This window comes from Pseudomonas sp. M47T1 (assembly GCF_000263855.1).
Taxonomy (GTDB): domain Bacteria; phylum Pseudomonadota; class Gammaproteobacteria; order Pseudomonadales; family Pseudomonadaceae; genus Aquipseudomonas.
Genome location: NZ_AJWX01000019.1, coordinates 18,351 through 37,966 on the forward strand (window position 1 = coordinate 18,351; position 19,616 = coordinate 37,966).

The 19,616-nt window shown below is 65.3% G+C and carries 18 protein-coding genes; 8 read left to right on the top strand and 10 right to left on the bottom strand.

Annotated features, from left to right (window positions below; all coding sequences use genetic code 11):
• Positions 1–34: 34 nt before the first annotated feature.
• The 7 genes from PMM47T1_RS19075 to PMM47T1_RS19105 all read right to left on the bottom strand — a co-directional run bounded on the left by PMM47T1_RS19075 (position 35) and on the right by PMM47T1_RS19105 (position 8,125).
• On the bottom strand, positions 35–1,660 hold the full coding sequence (locus PMM47T1_RS19075; protein WP_008371916.1) for a BatD family protein: 1,626 nt from the start codon (positions 1,658–1,660) through the stop codon (positions 35–37).
• Positions 1,657–3,423, bottom strand: coding sequence for a VWA domain-containing protein (locus PMM47T1_RS19080; RefSeq protein ID WP_008371918.1), 1,767 nt, complete (start codon positions 3,421–3,423; stop codon positions 1,657–1,659). Before PMM47T1_RS19080 ends, PMM47T1_RS19075 begins: the two co-directional genes overlap by 4 nt.
• Positions 3,420–4,496, bottom strand: coding sequence for a vWA domain-containing protein (locus tag PMM47T1_RS19085; protein ID WP_008371921.1), 1,077 nt, complete (start codon positions 4,494–4,496; stop codon positions 3,420–3,422). The genes PMM47T1_RS19080 and PMM47T1_RS19085 overlap by 4 nt, the downstream gene beginning before the upstream one ends.
• On the bottom strand, positions 4,489–4,983 hold the full coding sequence (locus PMM47T1_RS19090) for a DUF4381 domain-containing protein (RefSeq protein ID WP_008371923.1): 495 nt from the start codon (positions 4,981–4,983) through the stop codon (positions 4,489–4,491). The genes PMM47T1_RS19085 and PMM47T1_RS19090 overlap by 8 nt, the downstream gene beginning before the upstream one ends.
• Positions 4,980–5,924, bottom strand: coding sequence for a DUF58 domain-containing protein (locus PMM47T1_RS19095; protein ID WP_008371925.1), 945 nt, complete (start codon positions 5,922–5,924; stop codon positions 4,980–4,982). Before PMM47T1_RS19095 ends, PMM47T1_RS19090 begins: the two co-directional genes overlap by 4 nt.
• 5 nt (positions 5,925–5,929) lie before the next feature.
• Positions 5,930–6,889, bottom strand: a complete 960-nt coding sequence (locus tag PMM47T1_RS19100; protein ID WP_008371927.1) for an AAA family ATPase — start codon at positions 6,887–6,889, stop codon at positions 5,930–5,932.
• Positions 6,890–7,081: 192 nt separating this feature from the next.
• Positions 7,082–8,125 (bottom strand): patatin-like phospholipase family protein, encoded by a 1,044-nt coding sequence (locus PMM47T1_RS19105; protein WP_008371929.1) that lies wholly within the window; start codon positions 8,123–8,125, stop codon positions 7,082–7,084.
• 620 nt (positions 8,126–8,745) lie between these two features.
• On the opposite strand from PMM47T1_RS19105, the gene PMM47T1_RS19115 reads away from it, so the two are divergent.
• The 6 genes from PMM47T1_RS19115 to PMM47T1_RS19140 all read left to right on the top strand — a co-directional run bounded on the left by PMM47T1_RS19115 (position 8,746) and on the right by PMM47T1_RS19140 (position 14,578).
• Positions 8,746–9,024 (top strand): hypothetical protein, encoded by a 279-nt coding sequence (locus PMM47T1_RS19115; RefSeq protein WP_008371933.1) that lies wholly within the window; start codon positions 8,746–8,748, stop codon positions 9,022–9,024.
• Positions 9,025–9,073: 49 nt separating this feature from the next.
• The gene (locus PMM47T1_RS19120; protein ID WP_008371935.1) at positions 9,074–9,991 is read left to right on the top strand and encodes an AAA family ATPase; all 918 of its coding nucleotides are present in this window, start codon (positions 9,074–9,076) and stop codon (positions 9,989–9,991) included.
• The gene (locus PMM47T1_RS19125) at positions 9,961–10,944 is read left to right on the top strand and encodes a DUF58 domain-containing protein (protein ID WP_177323393.1); all 984 of its coding nucleotides are present in this window, start codon (positions 9,961–9,963) and stop codon (positions 10,942–10,944) included. The genes PMM47T1_RS19120 and PMM47T1_RS19125 overlap by 31 nt, the downstream gene beginning before the upstream one ends.
• The gene (locus PMM47T1_RS19130) at positions 10,941–12,932 is read left to right on the top strand and encodes a transglutaminase TgpA family protein (protein ID WP_008371939.1); all 1,992 of its coding nucleotides are present in this window, start codon (positions 10,941–10,943) and stop codon (positions 12,930–12,932) included. The genes PMM47T1_RS19125 and PMM47T1_RS19130 overlap by 4 nt, the downstream gene beginning before the upstream one ends.
• Positions 12,932–13,696 carry a CHAD domain-containing protein gene (locus PMM47T1_RS19135; RefSeq protein WP_008371942.1) on the top strand — a complete coding sequence of 255 codons (765 nt, stop codon included), beginning with the start codon at positions 12,932–12,934 and terminating at the stop codon, positions 13,694–13,696. The genes PMM47T1_RS19130 and PMM47T1_RS19135 overlap by 1 nt, the downstream gene beginning before the upstream one ends.
• A gap of 84 nt (positions 13,697–13,780) precedes the next feature.
• A complete protein-coding gene (locus PMM47T1_RS19140) occupies positions 13,781–14,578 on the top strand; it encodes an acyl-CoA thioesterase (protein WP_008371943.1) in 798 nt (265 codons plus the stop codon).
• Positions 14,579–14,682: 104 nt separating this feature from the next.
• On the opposite strand, the gene PMM47T1_RS19145 is transcribed toward PMM47T1_RS19140, so the two are convergent.
• The 3 genes from PMM47T1_RS19145 to PMM47T1_RS19155 form a co-directional block, all read right to left on the bottom strand.
• Positions 14,683–14,877, bottom strand: coding sequence for a hypothetical protein (locus tag PMM47T1_RS19145; protein ID WP_008371945.1), 195 nt, complete (start codon positions 14,875–14,877; stop codon positions 14,683–14,685).
• Positions 14,878–14,979: 102 nt separating this feature from the next.
• On the bottom strand, positions 14,980–16,233 hold the full coding sequence (locus PMM47T1_RS19150; protein WP_008371947.1) for a methyl-accepting chemotaxis protein: 1,254 nt from the start codon (positions 16,231–16,233) through the stop codon (positions 14,980–14,982).
• Between the two features lie 87 nt (positions 16,234–16,320).
• The gene (locus PMM47T1_RS19155; RefSeq protein ID WP_008371950.1) at positions 16,321–17,127 is read right to left on the bottom strand and encodes a TatD family hydrolase; all 807 of its coding nucleotides are present in this window, start codon (positions 17,125–17,127) and stop codon (positions 16,321–16,323) included.
• A gap of 124 nt (positions 17,128–17,251) precedes the next feature.
• Here PMM47T1_RS19155 and PMM47T1_RS19160 point away from each other — a divergent pair, with 124 nt between their 5' ends.
• Positions 17,252–18,682, top strand: coding sequence for a transglycosylase SLT domain-containing protein (locus PMM47T1_RS19160; protein WP_008371952.1), 1,431 nt, complete (start codon positions 17,252–17,254; stop codon positions 18,680–18,682).
• 275 nt (positions 18,683–18,957) lie between these two features.
• Complete coding sequence (locus PMM47T1_RS19165) at positions 18,958–19,395, top strand: DoxX family protein (RefSeq protein ID WP_008371955.1); 438 nt, start codon at positions 18,958–18,960, stop codon at positions 19,393–19,395.
• Positions 19,396–19,616 lie beyond the last annotated feature (221 nt).

The following is a 19,616-nucleotide window of genomic DNA, read 5'->3' on the forward strand; positions in this document are numbered from 1 at the left end:
TCCTTGGCAAAGCCCCACCCGAAAGTGGGCCAGACTATTTTGGATAGAGCGGCGGCAGGGCGCCATTGTCGCCGACCGGGGCGTGCACCGCTTCGCTGGCAGGTATGGTGCCGATGGCGCGCCACAGCTGCTCGCCTTGCCAGTGCTGGCCGGTTTCGCTGTACAGCGCACCGTTGAGGCCGTCCAGGGCATCGGACAGCGGCACGAAGCGGGCGGCCATGTCGGCCAAGGTTTCGGGCTGTTGCCGTGCCCAGGCATCCAGGGCCTGGCGAGTGGCCTGCGGGTCGTTGGCCAGGCAGGCGCGCTTGAGGTCGTCGAGCAGCGTGCGCGGGCTGGGGCCGGTCTGCGCGGCGCGGGCCACCGCCGGTTGCGAGCGGGCTCGCCACCACAACACGAATCCGGTCAGTGTGGTCAGCGCCAGCACCAAGGTGCTCAGTTGCCATGGCCACACCGGCGGCGCGTCGCTGCTGCCGGTGGCTGGAGTATCGACGGTCAGGGTGGGGTTCTGCGCCACTTGCAGGGTACGGGCAGGCAGGCTGGTGTGGTCCAGGTGGTCTTCCTGGGTGTTCCACCAGGTCACGTCGATGCTGGGCACTTCGATGGCGCCCTCGCGGGCCGGCACCAGCGCTTCGCGTTCATCACGGCTGCCCACCAGGCCGCGCTCGTTGACCTGGTTGCTCAACTGCGGCTCGTCGGGGTAGCGACGCAGGGCAATGTTGTCGGTGCCGGGCAATGGTGGCAGTTGCGCGGCGGACAGGCCCTCGGCTTTCACGGTCAAGGTGCGGGTCAGCGAGTCGCCCACCTGCAAGTGGTCGGGCTCGGGGTTCCAGCTTTCGCTCAGGTTTAGGCTGCGTGCCGGCAACCAGGGCGCGTCGGCGGGGTAGGTGGCCGGCTTGGGCTTGACGGTCAGGTCCAGCACGGCGGTGGCCACGTGCACCATCTTGCCCGGGTGCGGGGTGTTGGCGTCCTGGCCGGCCGCAGGTTCCACTTCGGTGGCGCTGAAGGTCAGGGCTGGTACCTGCAGGCTGCCGCTGTGCTGCGGGTAGATGGCGTAGCGGCTTTCGATAACGCCATGGCGGATGCCGTTGATGAGCTTTTCGTAGGTGCGCGTCTCGCCCACCGGCTCGATGCGGGCGTCGGCGATTTGCAGCGGTGTGAGGTTGCTGTCGTCGTACAGCGCCACCGAGTGGTACACGCGCACGGTCAGCAAGGCCTGGGCCTGCACGTAGACGCTGGTGCTGTCGAGGCTGGCCTCGATGGACACCGGCGCTTCGGTGTTGGCGTCGGGTGCCTGGCTGGCCTGCACTTGCAGACTGATGGCGTCGCTGTGCAGGTCACCGATCTGCAGCGCCGGGATGACCACCGTGCCCGCCTGGCGCGGTGCCAGGGTAATCAGCCAGCGGGTGGTGGCCTGGCTGTCGGCACCCAGGGTGCGTAGCTGATTGACCTGGCGCGTGTCGCGCACCTCGAAGGCGGCATCCAGGGCGCTGAGGTCGGGCTTGCCGAACTGCGTCACGTCGCTGGTTTCCAGGGTCAATACCAGGGTTTCGCCCACGGCAAGACGCGCGCGGTCGACGCTGGCGGTGAGAGCGGCGGCGTGGGCCTGAGTGGCCAGCAGGGCCACCAGCAGGGTGAGGGGCAGGACGCTTGCGCGACTCATCGGGTCTTTTCCTGATGCTGTTGCTGTTCATACCAGAATTTGCGCCGCAGCAGTTCCGACGGGTTGTCGGGAATCTGCCGCAGCCATTGTTCCAGGGCCTGGCGCTGCTCGTCGCTGAGGTCGCCGTCGGGGGGCGGTGCTGGCGCGAAAATCGGCGCTTGAGCGTCGGGCGCCTGAGGGGTGGCGCTGGTGCTGTCATTGTCGCCGGTGGCCGGGGTGTTGCTGGCGTTGTTCTGCGCCTCGGGCGGGGTGGCCGGCGGCGGATTGTCGATTTGCTGGGCGTGTTGCGCCACGGCGTCCGACTGGGCGTTCTGCGCAGGCGCGCTGGCGTTGCTGGTGTTGTTCTCGGCGGCCTTGCGCGCCGCCTCGGCGGCGGCATCGGCGGCAGCCTGGGCCTGGCGCCGCTGCTGGTTGAGCCATTGTTCCACCAGCGCCTTGTTGCGCAGCGCCGGGCCCAGGTCGGCCTGGCGTTCCAGTGCCTGGTCGTAGGCGTCCAATGCCGCTTCCAGCTCGCCGCTCATGGCCAGGGCGTTGCCGCGGTTGTAATGATCCTGGGCCTCGTTGCCTTCGGCAAAGTGCTGGGCTGCCCCGGCATAGTCACCGGCCCGGTACAGGGCAATGCCCTGCCATTGCGCGTCCTGGAAATGCTGGGCGGCTTCGGCCGGGCGGTCCTGTTGCAGCAGGCGCTGGCCTTGCTGGTCGGGGCGCAGCCACAGGTCGTCCCAGCCACCGGCGAAGCTGTGCTGGGGCAGGCACAACAGCAACGGCAGGCAGAACAGCCAGCCCCGCCGCCCGGCGCAGGCGGCCAGCAGCAACAGGGGCAACAGCAGCCAGTAACCCTGGTCGGCCCAGCTGTCCAGTTGCACGGTCTGCCCGGTGCTTTGCAGGCTCAGCGGCCCGTCCAGCAGGCCCAGTTCGCCCAGGTCGTCGTCTTCCAGATGGGCCTGGCGGAAAAGGCCGCCCACCTCACCGGCAAAGGTCTTGAGGCCGATACTGTCCAGGCGCGGCAGCAGGATCGCGCCTTGGGCGTCCTTGATGTATTCGCCATGCTCGTCACGCACCGGCGCGCCGTCGCGGGTGCCGATGCCCAGCATCAGCAGGCGCGGGGCGTCGCGGCCCAGGCGTTGAATGATGCCGTCGCGTTCGGCGTCGCTGAGCGAGGAGCCGATCAGCAACAGACGGCCCTGGCCCAGGCCGGCCTGGTGCAGCAGGGTCAGGGCTTTTTCCACCGCCAGGTCGGCACGGTGGCCGCTTTGCGGCATGATCCCGGGTGTCACCGCGTCCAGCAGGTTGCGGCTGGTGGCCAGGTCATCGGACAGCGGCACCAGTACGTGGGCGGAGCCGGCGTAGACGATGATTGCCGTCTGCGCATCGCGGCGCGCCTGTAACAGGTCCAGCAACTTGCGCTTGGCCTGTTCCAGGCGGTTGGGCGCCACGTCCGGGGCGAGCATGTCCGGGGTCAGTTCAAGCATCACCACCAGCGGGTCGGCAGGCTTCTGGCTGGTCTGCTCCACCCGCTGCCAACTAGGGCCCAGCAGGGCCAGGGTTGCCAGCAGCCATGCCAGCCCCAGCGCCAGCCAAGGGGTTTTGTTGCCACGCCGGTGTGCGCCGCTGAGCAAGGTGGCGTGGAACGCGTGGGGCAACAGCAATTGCCAGCGCCCCAGGCGTTTTTCCCGGTGCCAGAGTTTCCACAGCAGCCAGCTCAGCAGCGGCAGCAGCAACAGCCAGGCGGGGCGGAACCAGTGGGGCCACAGTTCGTTCATCGACGCCTCCGCAAGCGCAGGCGCTTGAGCCGTTCACGCCAGTCGCTGGTGGGCGGCAGGAAGTGGCGGCGCTGAAACAGGCGCTGCCAGGCGGCGTCGGGCCATTGTTCGCGCACCACCAGCAACAGGCTCATCAGCACCGCTGCTGCCAGTGGCCAGCTGTACAGCGCCTGGGTAGGTCGGGCCTGGGTAGGCTGCTGGGTCACCGGTTCCAGCCGGTCGAGGGTGGCGCCGATGGTTTTCAGTTCGTCGCCGTCGCGGGCGCGGAAATAGCGGCCGCCGGTCAGGCGGGCGATCTCGGTCAGGCTGGCTTCGTCCAGGTCCATGCTGGCGTTGATCCCCACCATGCCCAGCGCGCCGTCCTCGGACGGGTCGGCGCCGATGCCGATGGTGTAGATTTTCACGTGCTCCTCGGCCGCCAGTTTCGCCGCGGTCAGGGGATGGATCTCGCCGCCGTTGTTGGCGCCGTCGGTCACCAGTATGAGCACCCGGCTTTGTGCCGGGCGCAGACGCAGGCGCTTGAGGCCCAGGCCAATGGCATCGCCGATGGCGGTGTTCTTGCCGGCGATGCCGATGCGCGCCTCGTCCAGCCAGGTGCGCACGGTGTGGCGGTCGAAGGTGAGCGGGGCCTGCAAGTAGGCCTGGCTGCCGAACAGGATCAGGCCCACACGGTCGCCCTTGCGGTTTTCCAGGAAGTCACCCAGCAGCCGCTTGACCAGGGTCAGGCGGCTGACGTCGTCGCCTTCCCAGTGCATGTCGGGGTAGTCCATGGACCCGGACACGTCCACCGCCACCAGCAGGTCGCGGCCGCTGGCGGCGATTGGCAGCGGTTGCCCCAGCCATTGCGGGCGGGCGGCGGCGGCCAGCAGCAGCAACCACAGCAGAATGAACGGGGCCTGTTGCCGCCAGGTGGGCAGGCTCATGCGCGCTCGCCGCCCGGCCAGGCCTTCGAGTTCGTCGAGGAAGGTGACCTTGAGTGCCGGCTCGCCGCTGTCGGCCGCTGGCAGCAGGATGCGCATCAGCCAGGGCAGGGGCGCCAGCAGGAAGACCCACGGCCAGGCGAACTCAAACATGTTTGCGGATCCAGGTCTCGACCGACTGGTTGAGGCCGATGATGGCCTTGTCGTCGAGTTTGCATTCGGGCTTGTAGCCACCTTCCACCAGGATCATCCAGCGGGTCAGGCCGGCGGCCGGGCAGCGGTTGTCGAGGAACGCCAGCCATTGCCGGCCGTTGAGGGTATGGCTGTGGGCGTTGGGGTAATGGTTGCGGCACAGGCGCTTGAGCAACGCGTTGATCTGCTGCAGCCAGGCACCGGCGGGCGCGCCGTCGTAGGGTTTGGGCAGGCGTGCCAGTTCGGCCAGCGCTTCCTGGCGCACCGGGTCCAGCGGTTGCTCCACGGGCGCCATGGCTTTGCGCCGGGGCAGGTAGCGGCGCAGGCGCCACAACCCGAAGGCCAGCACCGGCAGCAGGGCCAGCACCAGCCACCAACCAGGTGCCGGCGGCCACAGGCTCACGGCGGGCGGGGTGATCAGTGGTTGCAGTTCGTCCAGGCCACTCATTGGCTTTTGCCCGGTTTGTGCGGGTTCAGGTAGGCGCGCAATTGTTCAATCATTTCACTCTGGGTGCTGAGTGGCATCATCAGCACCCGCAGCTTCTGTGCCAGGCGCTCCCAGCGGGCAATGCGTGCCTCGGCCTGGGCGCGGTAGGCCTTACGCAGTTCGGGGTTCAGGGTGTCCAGTTCCAGCTGCGCGCCGCGCTGGCCGAAACGCAGCAGGCCCGCCGCTGGCAAGGCGTGGTCCAGCGGGTCGGACAGGGGCAACAGCAACAGGTCGCAGTGCCGCGACAGCAGGCTCAACTGCTGCTCGGCGGCGGTGCTCAAGGCTCGTTCATCGCAAATGATAAAGGCCAGGCTGCCGGGGCGCAGCACTTCGCGGGCGCGGCGCAGGGCCATGCTCAGGGCTTCGTCGTCGTGGGGGGTGTCGGTGTGCAGTGACTGGTTGACCCTTACCAGGCGGTTGAGCAGTTGCAGCAAGCTTTGCTTGCTGCGCCGCGGCTTGACCTCGTAGAACTCGCCACCGCCATACACCAGGCCGCCGATGCGGTCGTTGTGGCCCAGCGCCGCCCAGCCTATCAACGCTGCGGCGTGGGCCGCCAGCACCGACTTGAACATCAGCCCGGAACCGAAAAACAGGCGCTGGCTCTGTTCCACCAGGATGTAAATGGGCCGTTCGCGCTCTTCATGGAACAGCTTGGTGTGTGGTTCCTGGGTGCGCGCCGTTACCCGCCAGTCGATGCTGCGCACGTCGTCGCCGGCCTGGTACACGCGCACTTGGTCGAAGTCCACGCCGCGGCCACGCAGCTTGGAATGGTGCAGGCCGATCAGCGGGCTGCGCTGGCCCGGGGTGGAGAACAGCTGCACTTCGCGCACGCGGTGACGCATCTCGATCATTTCGGCGAGGCTGATGCGAATGCCGGGCGCAGGCTGCACGGGGGTCGACATGAGGGTCAAGCGACGGCGACGACGTCGAGAATGCGCTGGATGACCCGGTCCTGGTCAATGCCGGCGGCCTCTGCCTCGAAGGACAGGATGATGCGGTGGCGCAGCACATCGAACAGCACGGCCTGGATGTCTTCCGGGCTGACGAAATCGCGCCCGGCCAGCCAGGCATGGGCCCGAGCACAGCGGTCCAGGGCAATGGAGCCGCGCGGGCTGGCGCCGTAGGCGATCCACTCGGCCATTTCGGTGTCGAACTTGCTGGGCGTGCGCGTGGCCATTACCAGTTGCACCAGGTATTCCTCCACGGCGTCGGCCATGTACAGGCCGAGGATTTCCTTGCGCGCGGCAAAAATGGCCTGCTGGCTAACCCGGCGTTCGGGCTTGGTCTCGCCATTGAGCGCCTCGCCACGGGCCTGCTGGAGAATGCGGCGCTCTACGGCGGCGTCGGGGAAACCGATCTTCACGTGCATCAGGAAACGGTCGAGCTGGGCTTCGGGCAGCGGGTAGGTGCCTTCCTGCTCGATGGGGTTCTGCGTGGCCATCACCAGAAATAGCGGCGACAGGTCATAAGTGCTGCGGCCCACGCTGACCTGGCGTTCGGCCATGGCTTCCAGCAGTGCCGACTGCACCTTGGCCGGGGCGCGATTGATTTCGTCGGCCAGTACCAGGTTGTGGAAGATCGGCCCCTGTTGGAAGACGAAGCTGCCGGTTTCCGGGCGGTAGATCTCGGTGCCGGTGATGTCGGCAGGCAGTAGGTCTGGGGTGAACTGAATGCGATGGAACTGTGCTTCCACGCCTTCCGCCAGTTCCTTGATGGCCTTGGTCTTGGCCAGCCCCGGCGCCCCTTCGACCAGCATATGGCCGTCGGCGAGCAGCACGATCAGCAGGCGGTCGATCAGTTTTTCCTGGCCGAGGATCTGGGTGGAGAGAAAGGTTCGCAGCGCGATCAGCGCTTCACGATGTTCCATCGATGAAGGTTCCTGGTGAAGGTGACCGGGTACAGTGAAATAACGCCCGGGCCGGGGGCATTACTTTAATCTATCCGGGCCTTGCACCCCTAACGCTGACAGCAAAATCTTTGTCGGCGCTGGCTTGAAACAACAATTGATTGTGGGGCCGGGTCCTACCCAAGACAGTGGCTGCCACTGAGCTTCACGCGCTCAGCGTTTCTCGCGTTCGTAGTTGTCCAGCGTGTCGCGGGCAATCAATCGACCCAATGCAATAAGCTCCGGGGCCTTGTAGAACTCGAAGAAGCGGCACACGCGTTTGGGCACGTTGATGAGGATGTCCGGCGGGTAACCGGCAATCTTGTATTGGGCCAGTGAGGTCTGCATCACCTCGAAACTCTGGTTGATCAGGTCCAGCAGCGACGCCGGCCCCACGTTGTCGATAATCACTGATCCGGTGGCCGAGCTGGGCGCGCCATCCTCTTGCGGGGCGGCGGCCGGTTGCTGCACGCTGGGCGCCGCGGCGTCCGCCAGCCAGGGGTTGGGCAGGATGGCCGCCGTAGGCTTCAGGGTTTCGCGTTCCAGTTGCAGCAAGGCTTCGGCCTGCTTGCGCCGGAATGGCAAGTGCGAGCCCAGGGAGTTGAGCAGCGCATCGAAGCGCATCTTGAACGCTGCCGGACGCTCGATCACGGGCAATTGGTATTGCTTCTGGTTGGTGGAGTTGAGGTTCACCGCGATGATCAGGTCGCAGTGGCTGGACACCACCGGCACAATCGGCAACGGGTTCAGCAGGCCGCCGTCCACCAGCATGCGGTTGCCCTGCACCACCGGCGTGAACAGGCTGGGAATGGCCGCCGAGGCGCGCATGGCCTGGTGCAGGCAGCCTTCCTGGAACCAGATTTCCTGCTGGTTGGTGAGGTCGGTGGCCACTGCCGTGTAGGGAATGCGCAGGTCTTCGATGTTCAGCTCGCCGACGATCTTGCGGATCTGCCCGAACACCTTCTCGCCGCGAATGGCCCCCAGGCGAAAGCTCACGTCCACCAGGCGCAGCACGTCGAGGTAATCCAGGCTTTCGATCCAGTTGCGGTACTCGTCCAACTTGCCCGCGGCATAGATGCCGCCCACCACCGCCCCCATGGAACAGCCGGCCACACAGCCGATTTCATACCCCCGGCGTTCGATTTCCTCGATCACGCCAATGTGCGCATAGCCACGGGCACCGCCGGAGCCCAGAACCAGTGCAACGCGTTTCTTCATGCTTGAGCCCCCAGGGTCGTTGCGATGAATGCTGGGGTCACAATGCGCTATTGGGTGGGGGCGGGACAAGGGTGGGGAGGAGGAGTTTCATCTTTTTGCTGGGGTTGCGTTTCTGTTGCAGGGCACAGGCTGAGGGTGTCCGCTCAATCGTGTGCAGGTACAGGTCCTGTTCATCCCGCGCTCCCCTGCTACCCTTCGTTTGACGGCGATTTGTGGCAGCTCTCATTTCCCCAGCTCGAAGCCCTTGAGCAAGCCGCCTTGGCTAAGCAATGTGCCACCGCCATTCATGAAGAATTGGCCATGGGCGATTTCCCCGATGACCCACGCCTGCGCAGGGCGGCCGTCAGGTTGGGCGAATGGAGTTCGGCGTTGGTTGATGCGTCCATTCAGGGCCTCACTGCGAGCCCTCCCTCTGCGCCCCAAGGCTGATTCACCGCTGCCGCCAGGCTGCGCTGCCCCCTTTAGCAGCAGCGCAGGCCGCCAGTTCCGGAAAAGATCACCGCGCCACACCAACCCGCACTGGCCTCCAAGGCCCTGCTACGCTACTTTCATGGCACTTTTTTCCCTGCTGGCCGTCTGAGCCAGCACTTAACGTTGTTTTTTCCTTGAGGTGTCACCCCATGAAAGCCTGGATCTGCCTGCCGTTGATTGCATTGGTTCTGACAGGTTGTGCCGGTAAGACGGCCTATCGCGAAAGTTGCGGCACGGAGCTCGATGCCGCGTGGCATGAGTTGGACCTGGCCAAGGCCGAGGGCTTTGCCGGTACCGTGAGTTATTCCAAGGCGCTGTCGCTGTTGACCGGGGCCAAGACCCAGCAGCAGTTCGAAGCCTATCAAGGCTGTACCGACAAGGCCGAGAAGGCGCGCTTCTACATCAAGGAATCGCGCGCCGGCCGTTGAGGTGTAGCCTGCGGCAACCGCTACAGCGTTCCACAGGGAGAGTTGCATGATGCATAGCCAGTTGAACGCCTGCCTGGAAGCCGTGAATGAAGTGCTGTTGGGCAAGCAGCATCAGGTACGCCTGGCGCTGACTTGCCTGATTGCCGGGGGGCATTTGCTGATCGAGGACTTGCCCGGCATGGGCAAAACCACCTTGAGCCACACCTTGGCCAAGGTCATGGGCCTGCGTTTCCAGCGCATCCAGTTCACCTCCGACCTGCTGCCCAGCGACATCCTCGGCACCTCGGTGTTCGACAAGGACAGCGGCCAGTTTGTGTTCCACCCCGGGCCGATTTTCGCCGAGCTGGTGCTGGCTGATGAAATCAACCGCGCCACGCCGAAAAGCCAGAGCGCTTTGCTTGAAGCCATGGAAGAAGGGCAGGTGACCATCGAGGGCGCCACGCGGCCGTTGCCGCAGCCGTTCTTCGTGATTGCCACCCAAAACCCTACCAGCCAGGGTGGCACTTTTGCCTTGCCCGAGTCGCAGCTGGACCGGTTCCTGATGCGTTTGTCCCTGGGCTACCCTGCCAAGGCGGCGGAAAAGGCGCTGTTGCTGGGCGAGTCACGGCGCGAACTGTTGCCGCGCATGGCGGCGGTGCTCGACCATGAAGAACTGGCCATGCTGCAACAGCAGGCCCGCGAGGTGCGGGTCAGCGATGCGCTGGTGGACTACGTGCTGCGCCTGGTGGAAGCCACCCGCACTCAACCGCAATTTGCCTGGGGGCTGTCGCCGCGCGCCAGCCTGGCGCTGCTGGCCGCGGCGCGGGCCTGGGCGTTGCTGCTGGGGCGCGAATACGTGATTCCCGAAGACGTGCAGGCGGTATTGCCGTCAGTGGTCAGCCACCGCCTGCGCGAACGCGCCGACCCCACCGGCCAGGGCGGTGGCGCGCTGGTGCAGTGGTTGCTCAAAGAGGTGGCCGCGCTGTGAACGCCAGCCTGCGCCAGGGCTGGCGGCGCTGGCAGGACCGCCGCGCACCGCCGGCGGCGCAGGTGCAGTTGGGCCAGCGGCAGATCTTCATCATGCCCGACCGCAGCGGTGCGGCCTTTGGCGTGGTGCTGCTGTTGATTTTGCTCGCGGCCATCAACTACCAGAACAGCATGGCTTACGCCCTGGTGTTCCTGCTGGGTTCGGTGTTCGTGGTGGCGATCCTGCACACCTTTCGCAACCTCAGCGGCTTGCGCATCAGCGCGGCGGGCACGCCGGCGATATTCGCCGGCGAGCACGCACGTTTCATGGTGCGCCTGGAAAGCCTGGGGCGTGAACACCAGGCCATTGCCGTGGGCTGGTCCGCCACTGACCTGCAAAGCGTGGACGTGGCCGCCGGCACCGCGCTGGAGCTGGAGCTCAACCTGCCCACGGTCACACGCGGCTGGCTGCCAGCGCCGCGCATGCGCTTGCAAAGCACCTTTCCCCTCGGCGTGTTACGCGCCTGGAGCTACTGCAACCTGGGCCAGCGGGTGCTGGTGTACCCACGGCCGCTGGAGGGCGAAATGCCGGTGATGGTCGACGCCAACGACGATGTCGAGGGTGAAGGCTTGCGCGTGGCCGGGCAGGGCGTGGACGACTATCAAGGCCTCAAGGCCTACCAGCCGGGGGATTCCTGGCGGCGTTTGCACTGGAAGGCGTATTCGCGCGGCGCACAATTGCTGGTCAAGGAGTTTGCCGACCTGCGCGGCCGCGACCTTTGCCTGGACTTCATGGCCCTGGGTGGCGACCTGGAACAGCGCCTGTCACGGTTGTGCCATTGGGTGCTGGAGCTGTCCCGCCAGCAACGCCCGTTCGCCTTGCGCCTGCCGGGCGTGTACCTGCCGGTGGACTGCAGCGAGGGCCATCGCGAAGCCTGCCTGCGCGCGCTGGCGCTCTACGGGCAGACGGCATGAGCCAGGCACCGGCCATTCCCCGCATCAGCCTGGCCTGGCTGTTGCTTGCGCAGTGCCTGGTGATTGTGCCGTTCTGGTCCCATGTGCCGTTATGGATGATCGGCCTGTGGCTGGGCTGTACGGTGTGGCGGGTGCAGGTGTTCCGCATGCGCGCAGCCTTTCCCGGCCTGATATTGAAGATCGGCATGGTGGTGGCTACGGCCGCGGCGGTGTTCATGTCCCGCGGCGTGTTGATTGGCCTGGACGCGGCGGCCACGCTACTGGTGGCCACCTTCATGCTCAAGGTGGTGGAAATGCGCACCCTGCGCGACGCCCGCGTGCTGATCTACCTGGGCTTCTTCTGCGTGGTAGTGGCCTACCTGTACGACGCCAGCCTGCCCTGGGCGTTGTACAGCGTGCTACCGGTGAGCGCCTTGCTCACGGCCATGATCGGCCTGCAACAAACCCGGCTGGTGGCGCGCCCGGCGGCCACCCTGCGCCTGGCCCTGAGCATCATTGCCCAGGCGCTGCCGTTGATGGTGCTGTTCTTCGTGTTCTTTCCGCGCATGGAACCGCTGTGGTCGTTGCCTATCCCCAGCAACAAGGCGCAGACCGGGCTGTCGGAAAGCATGACACCCGGTGATGTGGCGGAACTGGGGCGCTCGGCGCAACTGGTGATGCAGGTCACGTTCGACGGGCCGATGCCGCCGCGCCAGTCCCTGTACTGGCGAGCGTTTACCCTGGAGCGTTTCGACGGCGCGCGCTGGAGCCAGTCGGAGCTGGCTCGCGGGCTGCCCGTGGCCAACTGGCAACCAAGCGGCGCGCAGCTGAGCTACCACATCATTCAACAACCTGCCGGGCAGCGCTGGTTGTACGGGCTGGATGTGGCGCGTACCGACCTGCCCGGTGTACGCCAGATGGCTGACTACCGCCTGGTGCGCCCGCAGCCGCTGGACCGAGCGGTGTTGTACGCAGTGACGTCTTCGCCCCAGGCCATCCGCGACCTGCAGTTGAATGACTCGATCCGCCGCCAGGACCTGCGCCTGCCGCCGGGCGGCGACCCCCGCAGCCGGCAGTGGGCCCATGACCTGCAAACGCGCTACCCGCAGCCCGATGCGTTGGTGAAGGCGGTGCTGCAGCATTTTCGCACTGAGGACTATCACTACACCCTCAAGCCGCCGGCATTGGGCGCCGACAGCATCGACAGTTTTCTGTTCGACAGCCGCCGTGGTTTCTGCGCCCACTACGCCGGGGCCATGACCTTCCTGCTACGTGCCGCCGGCATTCCGGCGCGCATGGTGGTGGGCTACCAGGGCGGTGAACTGAACCCGGGCGGCAACTACCTCACCCTGCGCCAGTTCGACGCCCATGCCTGGGTGGAATATTGGCAGGCGGGGCAGGGCTGGCGCAGTGTAGACCCAACGGCCGCAGTATCACCGCTGCGCATCGACGCCGGGCCCGAAGAGGCCCTGGCGGCGGACGAGGAGTTCCTCGGCGATGCACCCTTTTCGCCCTTGCGCCTGCGCCGCTTCAGTTGGCTCAACGACCTGCGCCTGGGGTGGGATAATCTCAACTATGGTTGGCAGCGTTGGGTGCTGGATTACCAGGCGGCGCAGCAGGTGAATATTCTCAACCGCTGGTTCAAAGGCCTGGCCGGGTCCATATTGCCGGTGGGCTTGCTGGTGATATTGCTGGTGTTGGCGATCGTGGTGCTCAAGCCCTGGGCACGTACGGCCGATAGTCAGTTGCAGCTTTACCAGGCGTTCGAGAAACTGTTGGCCCGCCACGGCCTGGAACGCGCCACCGGCGAAGGTGTGCAGGCATTCGCCCAGCGCGCCACGCGCCAACTGGGCAGCCAGGCTGCTGCCATCGAAGCCTTCAGCGCGGCGTTCATCGCCCAGCGCTATGGCGGCCAGCGGGTTGACCTGAAGGGGCTTCGCCAACAATTCAAAGCGGTGCGGGCAAGCCTTGAGGGCGTGCGCCGCGTGGCGGTTCGGGAGTCGTTGTAATGTCGAAAATGCTCGATGAAGTGATTGCCCACTTGCTGGGCATCGAAGTACGGCTGATGGCCTGCCAGGCGCGGCTGCAAGCGCACACCGACCCGGAAGCGCTGCACGATCTGCGCACCACCGTGCGCCGGCTGCGTAGCCTGATCCGGCCACTGCGCGGTTTGCCTGGGGTTGATCAGCTGGAAGACGCAGCGCGCGACGTGGGTCAAATGACCACGCCTTACCGCGACCGCGAAGTATTGGCCGCGCACTTGCTCAAGCGTGGTCACCCGGCGTTGGCCGCACACCGTGAGGCGCAGATGCAAGGCGTTTACCCCAGGGTAGCCGCCAGTGTCGAGTTGCAGCGCCTGTTACGCATCCTGGACGGTTTCCCGCGTTTCGCTCGGGCCGCCCACCGCCAGAAAGTGATCGGCAACCTGCGCGTGCGCATCGAAAAACGCCTGGCCAAGCAGTGGCGGCAACTGGAGCATGCCTTGCGCGAGCCGGGCCATGATCGCCATCGCCTGCGCCTGCTGATCAAGCGCACCCGTTACGGCGCCGAGGCTTACCCGGCGCTGGACAAGGCCGATACGGCGCTGGTCAAGCAGTTGAAGCAGGCCCAGGGCACCCTGGGCGACTGGCATGACAACTGGCAATGGCTGTTGCAGGTGGAAAAGGAACCCGACTTGCTGCCTTGCCTGCATGAGTGGCAGGCAGGCCTGGTCAAGGGCGAGCAGCGCAGTGATCGGGCGCTGGACAAGTTGCTGGATGCGCTGAAGCACTAAGCCGATCAATTGGCCGAAACACGCCCTGATCTGGCCTGCCTGGCTGGTTAAGATGGCTGATTTGAGAACCACCCCGAGGTAGCCATGAATTTTGCCGACCTGCTGAGCGCCGTGCGCACCCATCCACAGGCCGTGACCTTGCCCGGTGAATGGGCCCAGGGCCGCGCCGGCTATGGCGGCCTGATGGCAGCGCTACTGTTCGAAGCCATTCAGGCCAGGGTTGGCAAGGAACGGCCGGCGCGCTCGCTGGCGATTACTTTTGTGGCCCCGGCGCCCCTTGGCGCGCCCATCAGCTTCGAGGTGGAGGTGCTGCGCGAAGGCAAGTCGGTGGTCACGTTGCTGGGCCGGGCGGTTGCCGAAGGCGGCACCGTAACCCTGATGCAGGCCAGCTTTGGCGCCCCGCGCCCCTCCTACATTGACGTACCCGCGTTGCCGGCGGTAGAAACCAAGCCGCTGGCCGACTGCACGCCGTTGCCCTACCTCCAGGGCGTGACGCCGGAATACATTCGCCACCTGGATTTGCGCTGGGGCATCGGCGGCTTGCCGTTCACCGGCAGCCATGGCCGGCAGATGGGCGGCTGGGTGCGGCTGCGCGATGAGCCGAGCGCCGAGCCGGTCAGCGAGGCGCACCTGCTGGCCCTGGTGGATGCCTGGCCACCGGCGGTGCTGCCGCACCTGAGCAAGCCGGCGGCGGGCAGCACGTTGAGCTGGACCATCGAATTTGTCCAGCCGCTGGCCAACCTTACCACCCAGGACTGGTGCCGCTACTGCGCCACCATCGAACATGCCCGGGATGGCTATGGCCACACCTCGGCGATGCTGTATACAGCCGAAGGTAAGTTGATTGCCATCAGCCGCCAGACAGTGACAGTCTTCGGCTGAGGCTGCGCTGGCCCTGCGCCTCGCTGTACTCAAAGGCCAGCGCAGCCTTCGGCAGCGGCACAGGTCCTGTACCAGTTGCCAAAAGCGGCGTCTTGAGATGAGGGTCAGGCCTTGCGCAGGCCCAGCCCGGCGATCACGCCGATGATGCCCACGGCCAACGGCAGGAAGCTGGCGTCCACCGCACCCGAGACAATCAGCATGCCACCCAGCCCGATCAGCGGCAGGCCGATCAGCTCGCCGGTGTGGTCGGCATTGTTCTGCCAGTGAAAACTCGGGATGTGGGGCAGGTACTTGCTCATGGCGCTCTCCTCGATGTAATGCGTTACTGCGTGAGGTAAGCGTAGTGCCGGACGTGCGGCCCGGCGAATGAGTCTTGCCTATGCGCGCGATAGGGCTTTTCTTTACAGCTTCAACTGCCCGATGGCCCTGTTCAACTCGGTGGCCAAGCTGGCAAGGTCGGTGCTGGTGGTGGCCGAGTCCACGGTTTGCTGCACGGTGTTCTCGGTCACGTCGCGGATACTGACCACCGCGCGGTTCATGTCCTCGGCCACTTGGCTTTGCTGTTCGGCGGCCACGGCGATTTGCGTGTTGCTTTCGCGCATCTGCGCCACGGCCCCGGTGATCTGCGCCAGGGCAGCGCCGGCCTCGCGGGCCTGCTGCACGCAATCGTCGGCCTTGAACGAGCTTTCCTGCATGAAATCCACGGCGTCGCGGGTGCCGGCCTGCAAGGCGGTGACCATCACGGTGATCTCATCGGTGGAGGTTTGCACGCGCTTGGCCAGGTTGCGTACCTCATCGGCCACCACGGCGAAGCCGCGGCCCATTTCCCCGGCGCGGGCCGCTTCGATGGCGGCGTTCAGGGCCAGCAGGTTGGTCTGTTCGGCAATGCTGTGGATCACGCCTACCACGCCGTTGATCTTCTGGCTGTCCTCGGCCAGGCGCTGGATCATCTCGGCGGTCTGCTGCACGCCGCTGGACAGGCCGGCGATCGACACCTGCACGCGGTCCACCACCTGCTGGCCGCTACCGGCCAGGGTGTCGGCGGTTTGCGAGAGGTCGCGGGTGGCGCCGGCATGTTGGGCGATGTGGTGCACCGTGGCGGTCATTTCATTGATGGCGGTGGCAGCCTGGTCGGTCTCGCTTTGCTGGCCGAGCATGCCGTGGCGCACCTGCCCCATGCTGCTGGCCAGGCGCGCGGCACCTTCGTCCAGTTGCGCGGCGGTGCGCGCCACGGTGGCCACCACGCGCTGGTAGCCCGCTTGCATGGCGTTGAAGGCCACGGCCATCTGGCCCACCTCGTCGGCGCCGGCTATCGGCACGCGCGCCGACAGGTCGCCGGTTTTTTCCACGTGCAGGATCACGTCCTTGAGGGTATTGAGTTGGCTGAGCAGAAAGCGGATCAGCAATTGCGAAGCACCGAGCATGGCCAGCATCAGTACCAGCACGGCGCCGGCGTACTGCGCGAAGCGCTCGCTGAACACCTGCGTGAAGTCGGGGCCCGCCGCGCCGGGTGACAGCGCCTGCAGGTCGGCCACGCGGCCCTGTTGTTCCAGATGGATGGCGTACATCACCAACAACAGGGTGGTAATAAAGGCGACCGCATTGACGGCCCAGAATTTGTATTTGAGCGAGATGTTGCTAAGCCAGGTACCCATGTAGGAGGTCTTCTCTGAATTCGCGGAGCAGTTAGGGCAAGGTGCCATCATTGTCCCAGAAGACCATTACGCAAATGTTGATATGGGTCAAGCCGGCATCGGCAAAGCAAAGAACGCCCGCGCGCACGCCGTGCTATGGGCCGCCAGGTCCTCGGCGCTTTCGTTGCGGTGTCGGGCCACCTGCGTGAGCACTTCGGGCAGGTAGGCCGGTTCGTTGCGGCCATTCTTCGGCTTGGGCCGCAGGGTACGCGGCAGCAGGTATGGCGCATCGCTTTCCAGCATCAGGCGGCCACGAGGGATATCGCCCACCAGTGGATGCAAGTGCGTGCCGCGGCGCTCGTCACAGATCCAGCCGGTGATGCCGATGTGCAGGTCCAGGTCCAGGTAACTGAACAACGCTTTCTGCTCGCCGGTGAAGCAATGCACCACGGCGGCGGGCAGGTGGTCGCGGAAGTCCTTGAGGATTTCCAGCAGGCGCACGCTGGCGTCGCGCTCGTGCAGGAACACCGGGCGTTGCAGTTCCACGGCCAGAGCCAGGTGCTGTTCCAGCACTTTTTCCTGTTGCGGGCGCGGCGAGAAATCGCGGTTGAAGTCCAGGCCGCATTCGCCCACCGCACGTACCCGTGGCTGCGCCAGCAGATGACGCAACTGACGTTCGGTATCGGCGTTCCAGTCGCTGGCGTGATGGGGGTGGATACCGGCGGTGCTGAACAGCCGCGTGGCGCTCTCATCCCATTGTTCGCAAAGGGCTAATGACTGCTCGCTGCAGGCAATTTCGGTACCGGTGAGCACCAGCTGGCTGACGCCGGCGGCATAGGCGCGCTCCAGCACTTGCTGGTGTTTTGCGTCGAAACTGGGGTTGGTCAGGTTGACGCCAATGTCGATGAGTTGCATGGTGTGCTACCTCGGGCCGCAGGCCGGACAGCATAACAGAGCGTGCAGTAGAACATTAAAGCCAAGAACTTCAAGACGTTATCGTGGTCTCTTGAGGTCGATCCTGAATCAGGCTGGAGACCCGATGACGCGTCCCTCATTGTTGACCGTGTTGTTGCTTGCGCTGCTGGCACCGTTGCCGGCGGTTGCGCGCCTGGCCGGGCCGGTGGAAGTGGTGCAGCCGAGCAAGGTTCGCGATCTGGCCGACATCCGCCACAGCCGGGTGCTTCGCGTGCTGGTAAACCAGAGCCGCAACAGCTCCGGTGAAGTGCAGGGCGAACCCATCGGGGTCGAATATCACCGCTTGCGTGCCTTCGAGCAGTATCTGAACGGCCACGTCGACGACGCCCAGGCCATCCACCTCAAGCTTATCCCCAAGCCCAAGGACCAACTCATCGGTGCGCTGCAGCGTGGCGAAGGCGACCTGGTGGCGCCTGGGGAGCTGGTTGATCTGCCCGACACGCAACAGGTCAGCGCCAGCGACCCGGTGCTCGACGACGTGCCGTTGGTGCTGGTGGGTGCCAAGGGCGAGCGTCGTTACAGCCGGGTAGAGCAACTGGCGGGCAAGACCGTGACCCTGCCGGCAGGCAGCGCCGCCGGTGACGCCCTACACGCCATCAACCAGAAACTGGCGCTGCGCAAGCTGGCGCCGATCCAGGTGGAGTGGGCCGACCCCAGCCTGGCGGTGGAAGACGTGCTGGAAATGGTGCAGGCCGGGATTTTCCCCATGACCATTGTCGAGCGGCCCATTGCCCAACGCTGGGCCAAGGTGATGCCCAAGTTGATGATTCAGCCCGGCGTGCAGGTCAGCGTGCCCGAACAGCAGGCCTGGTATGTGCGCACCGACGCCTCGATGCTGCAAGCCAGCATTGATCGCTTTCTCAAGACCTACCGCGTGCCGTCCGATCAGGACGCAGCGTTCATGCGTGTGTATCGGCGCCTGTATCAGGTGCACAACCCCCTGGCCCACAGTGACCGCCAGCGTCTGGAAAAACTGCGCCCCGTACTGCAGCGCTATGCTCGGGAGCAGGGCATGGACTGGCTGAACCTGGCGGCCCTGGCCTTCAAGGAGTCGCAGTTGGACCCGTCGGTGCGCGGCAGCGGCGGTGCCACCGGGCTGTTGCAGATTACGGCATCGGCTGCGCAACGGGTGGGCGTGGGCAACATTCAGCAGGTGGACAATAACGTCCAGGCGGCCGCCCGTTACCTGGCCATGATCCGCAAGAAATTTTTCGCCAGCCCTCAGCTCAACGACCGTGAGCGCATGGCCTTCGTGCTGGCGGCCTACAACCTGGGCCCCGAGCGGGTTCAGGCCATGCGCGCCGAAGCACGCCGGCGCGGCTTGAACCCCAACCAGTGGTTCTTCCAGGTCGAGCGGGTGGCCATGGAGCAGGTGGGCATGGGGCCGGTGAGCTACGTCAACAGTGTGAACAAGTACTACCTGGCCTACGACCGCGAGCGCGAGAGCCTGGACCCAGGCGCCATGAAAGGCCGGCGCATCGCCTTCAACCGTTGATTTTCCCCGCCCCACCCTTCATCGCGCTCCCCCTCGTAGGCTGCCCTCAGGCTGCGAAGGCGTGCGCAGCGGGCCCGCGTTCGACATGACATCGCTGAAGGTCCTGCGGACCTTTTCGTAGCCTGACGGCAGTTCCGGGGGGGGGTAGGCAATGCCAGTGGAAAATATATCGAAATAATAGATCATTTTTGTCGTTTAATTGCGATTTTATTATTTGATAGATTGATTAATATGGCGTCCATCAACTCCTTACACACCTTCTCAAGGAACACGCCATGAACGCTTCGATCAAACGCCTCTTCACCACCAACGCCGGCCTGGGCTTCACCGTATTGCGCGTTCTGGTCGGTATCATCTTCCTCGCCCACGGCAGCCAGAAGCTCTTCGGCCTGTTCGGTGGCTACGGCCTGGAAGGCACTGGCCAGTGGATGGAAAGCATCGGCATCCACCCTGGCTATTGGATGGCCCTGTTGGCCGGTAGCGGCGAGTTCTTCGGCGGCTTGGCCCTGGTTCTCGGCCTGCTGGTACGCCCCGCCTCGCTGGTGCTGATCGTGACCCTGGTGGTGGCGATCCTCAGCGTGCATATCCACAACGGTCTGTTCATGGCCAACAACGGCTACGAATTCGCCCTGGCCCTGCTGGCCGGCACCATCGCGACCTTGCTGGAAGGCGCGGGCAAACTGTCCTTTGACCGGTTGATCAGCCGCGCTTGATTTCCCCCTTGGCTTTCCAGACGCAGCCTTCGGCATGGCTACACGAAATTCTATAGCCGCTGCCGAAGGCTGCACTGGCCCAGGTGTACTCTGGAGATCTTCAATGTGGGCCGGGCCCAGCGCTGCCTTACGGCAGCGGCTACACGCTTCAGGGCATAGGCGACAATCAATGGCCTGAATACCCTGCTTTATGACCATTCCCCGCATTGCCCCCGCCGCCC

Bases quoted from the DNA above. Each gene is read 5' to 3' on its own strand.
- PMM47T1_RS19120 (WP_008371935.1), top strand. From the start codon at position 9,074: ATGCATAGCCAGTTGAACGCCTGCCTGGAAGCCGTGAATGAAGTGCTG.
- PMM47T1_RS19080 (WP_008371918.1), bottom strand. From the start codon at position 3,423: ATGAACGAACTGTGGCCCCACTGGTTCCGCCCCGCCTGGCTGTTGCTG.
- PMM47T1_RS19115 (WP_008371933.1), top strand. From the start codon at position 8,746: ATGAAAGCCTGGATCTGCCTGCCGTTGATTGCATTGGTTCTGACAGGT.
- PMM47T1_RS19095 (WP_008371925.1), bottom strand. From the start codon at position 5,924: ATGTCGACCCCCGTGCAGCCTGCGCCCGGCATTCGCATCAGCCTCGCC.
- PMM47T1_RS19100 (WP_008371927.1), bottom strand. From the start codon at position 6,889: ATGGAACATCGTGAAGCGCTGATCGCGCTGCGAACCTTTCTCTCCACC.
- PMM47T1_RS19140 (WP_008371943.1), top strand. From the start codon at position 13,781: ATGAATTTTGCCGACCTGCTGAGCGCCGTGCGCACCCATCCACAGGCC.
- PMM47T1_RS19085 (WP_008371921.1), bottom strand. From the start codon at position 4,496: ATGTTTGAGTTCGCCTGGCCGTGGGTCTTCCTGCTGGCGCCCCTGCCC.
- PMM47T1_RS19145 (WP_008371945.1), bottom strand. From the start codon at position 14,877: ATGAGCAAGTACCTGCCCCACATCCCGAGTTTTCACTGGCAGAACAAT.
- PMM47T1_RS19130 (WP_008371939.1), top strand. From the start codon at position 10,941: ATGAGCCAGGCACCGGCCATTCCCCGCATCAGCCTGGCCTGGCTGTTG.
- PMM47T1_RS19165 (WP_008371955.1), top strand. From the start codon at position 18,958: ATGAACGCTTCGATCAAACGCCTCTTCACCACCAACGCCGGCCTGGGC.
- PMM47T1_RS19155 (WP_008371950.1), bottom strand. From the start codon at position 17,127: ATGCAACTCATCGACATTGGCGTCAACCTGACCAACCCCAGTTTCGAC.
- PMM47T1_RS19105 (WP_008371929.1), bottom strand. From the start codon at position 8,125: ATGAAGAAACGCGTTGCACTGGTTCTGGGCTCCGGCGGTGCCCGTGGC.
- PMM47T1_RS19150 (WP_008371947.1), bottom strand. From the start codon at position 16,233: ATGGGTACCTGGCTTAGCAACATCTCGCTCAAATACAAATTCTGGGCC.
- PMM47T1_RS19075 (WP_008371916.1), bottom strand. From the start codon at position 1,660: ATGAGTCGCGCAAGCGTCCTGCCCCTCACCCTGCTGGTGGCCCTGCTG.
- PMM47T1_RS19090 (WP_008371923.1), bottom strand. From the start codon at position 4,983: ATGAGTGGCCTGGACGAACTGCAACCACTGATCACCCCGCCCGCCGTG.
- PMM47T1_RS19160 (WP_008371952.1), top strand. From the start codon at position 17,252: ATGACGCGTCCCTCATTGTTGACCGTGTTGTTGCTTGCGCTGCTGGCA.
- PMM47T1_RS19135 (WP_008371942.1), top strand. From the start codon at position 12,932: ATGTCGAAAATGCTCGATGAAGTGATTGCCCACTTGCTGGGCATCGAA.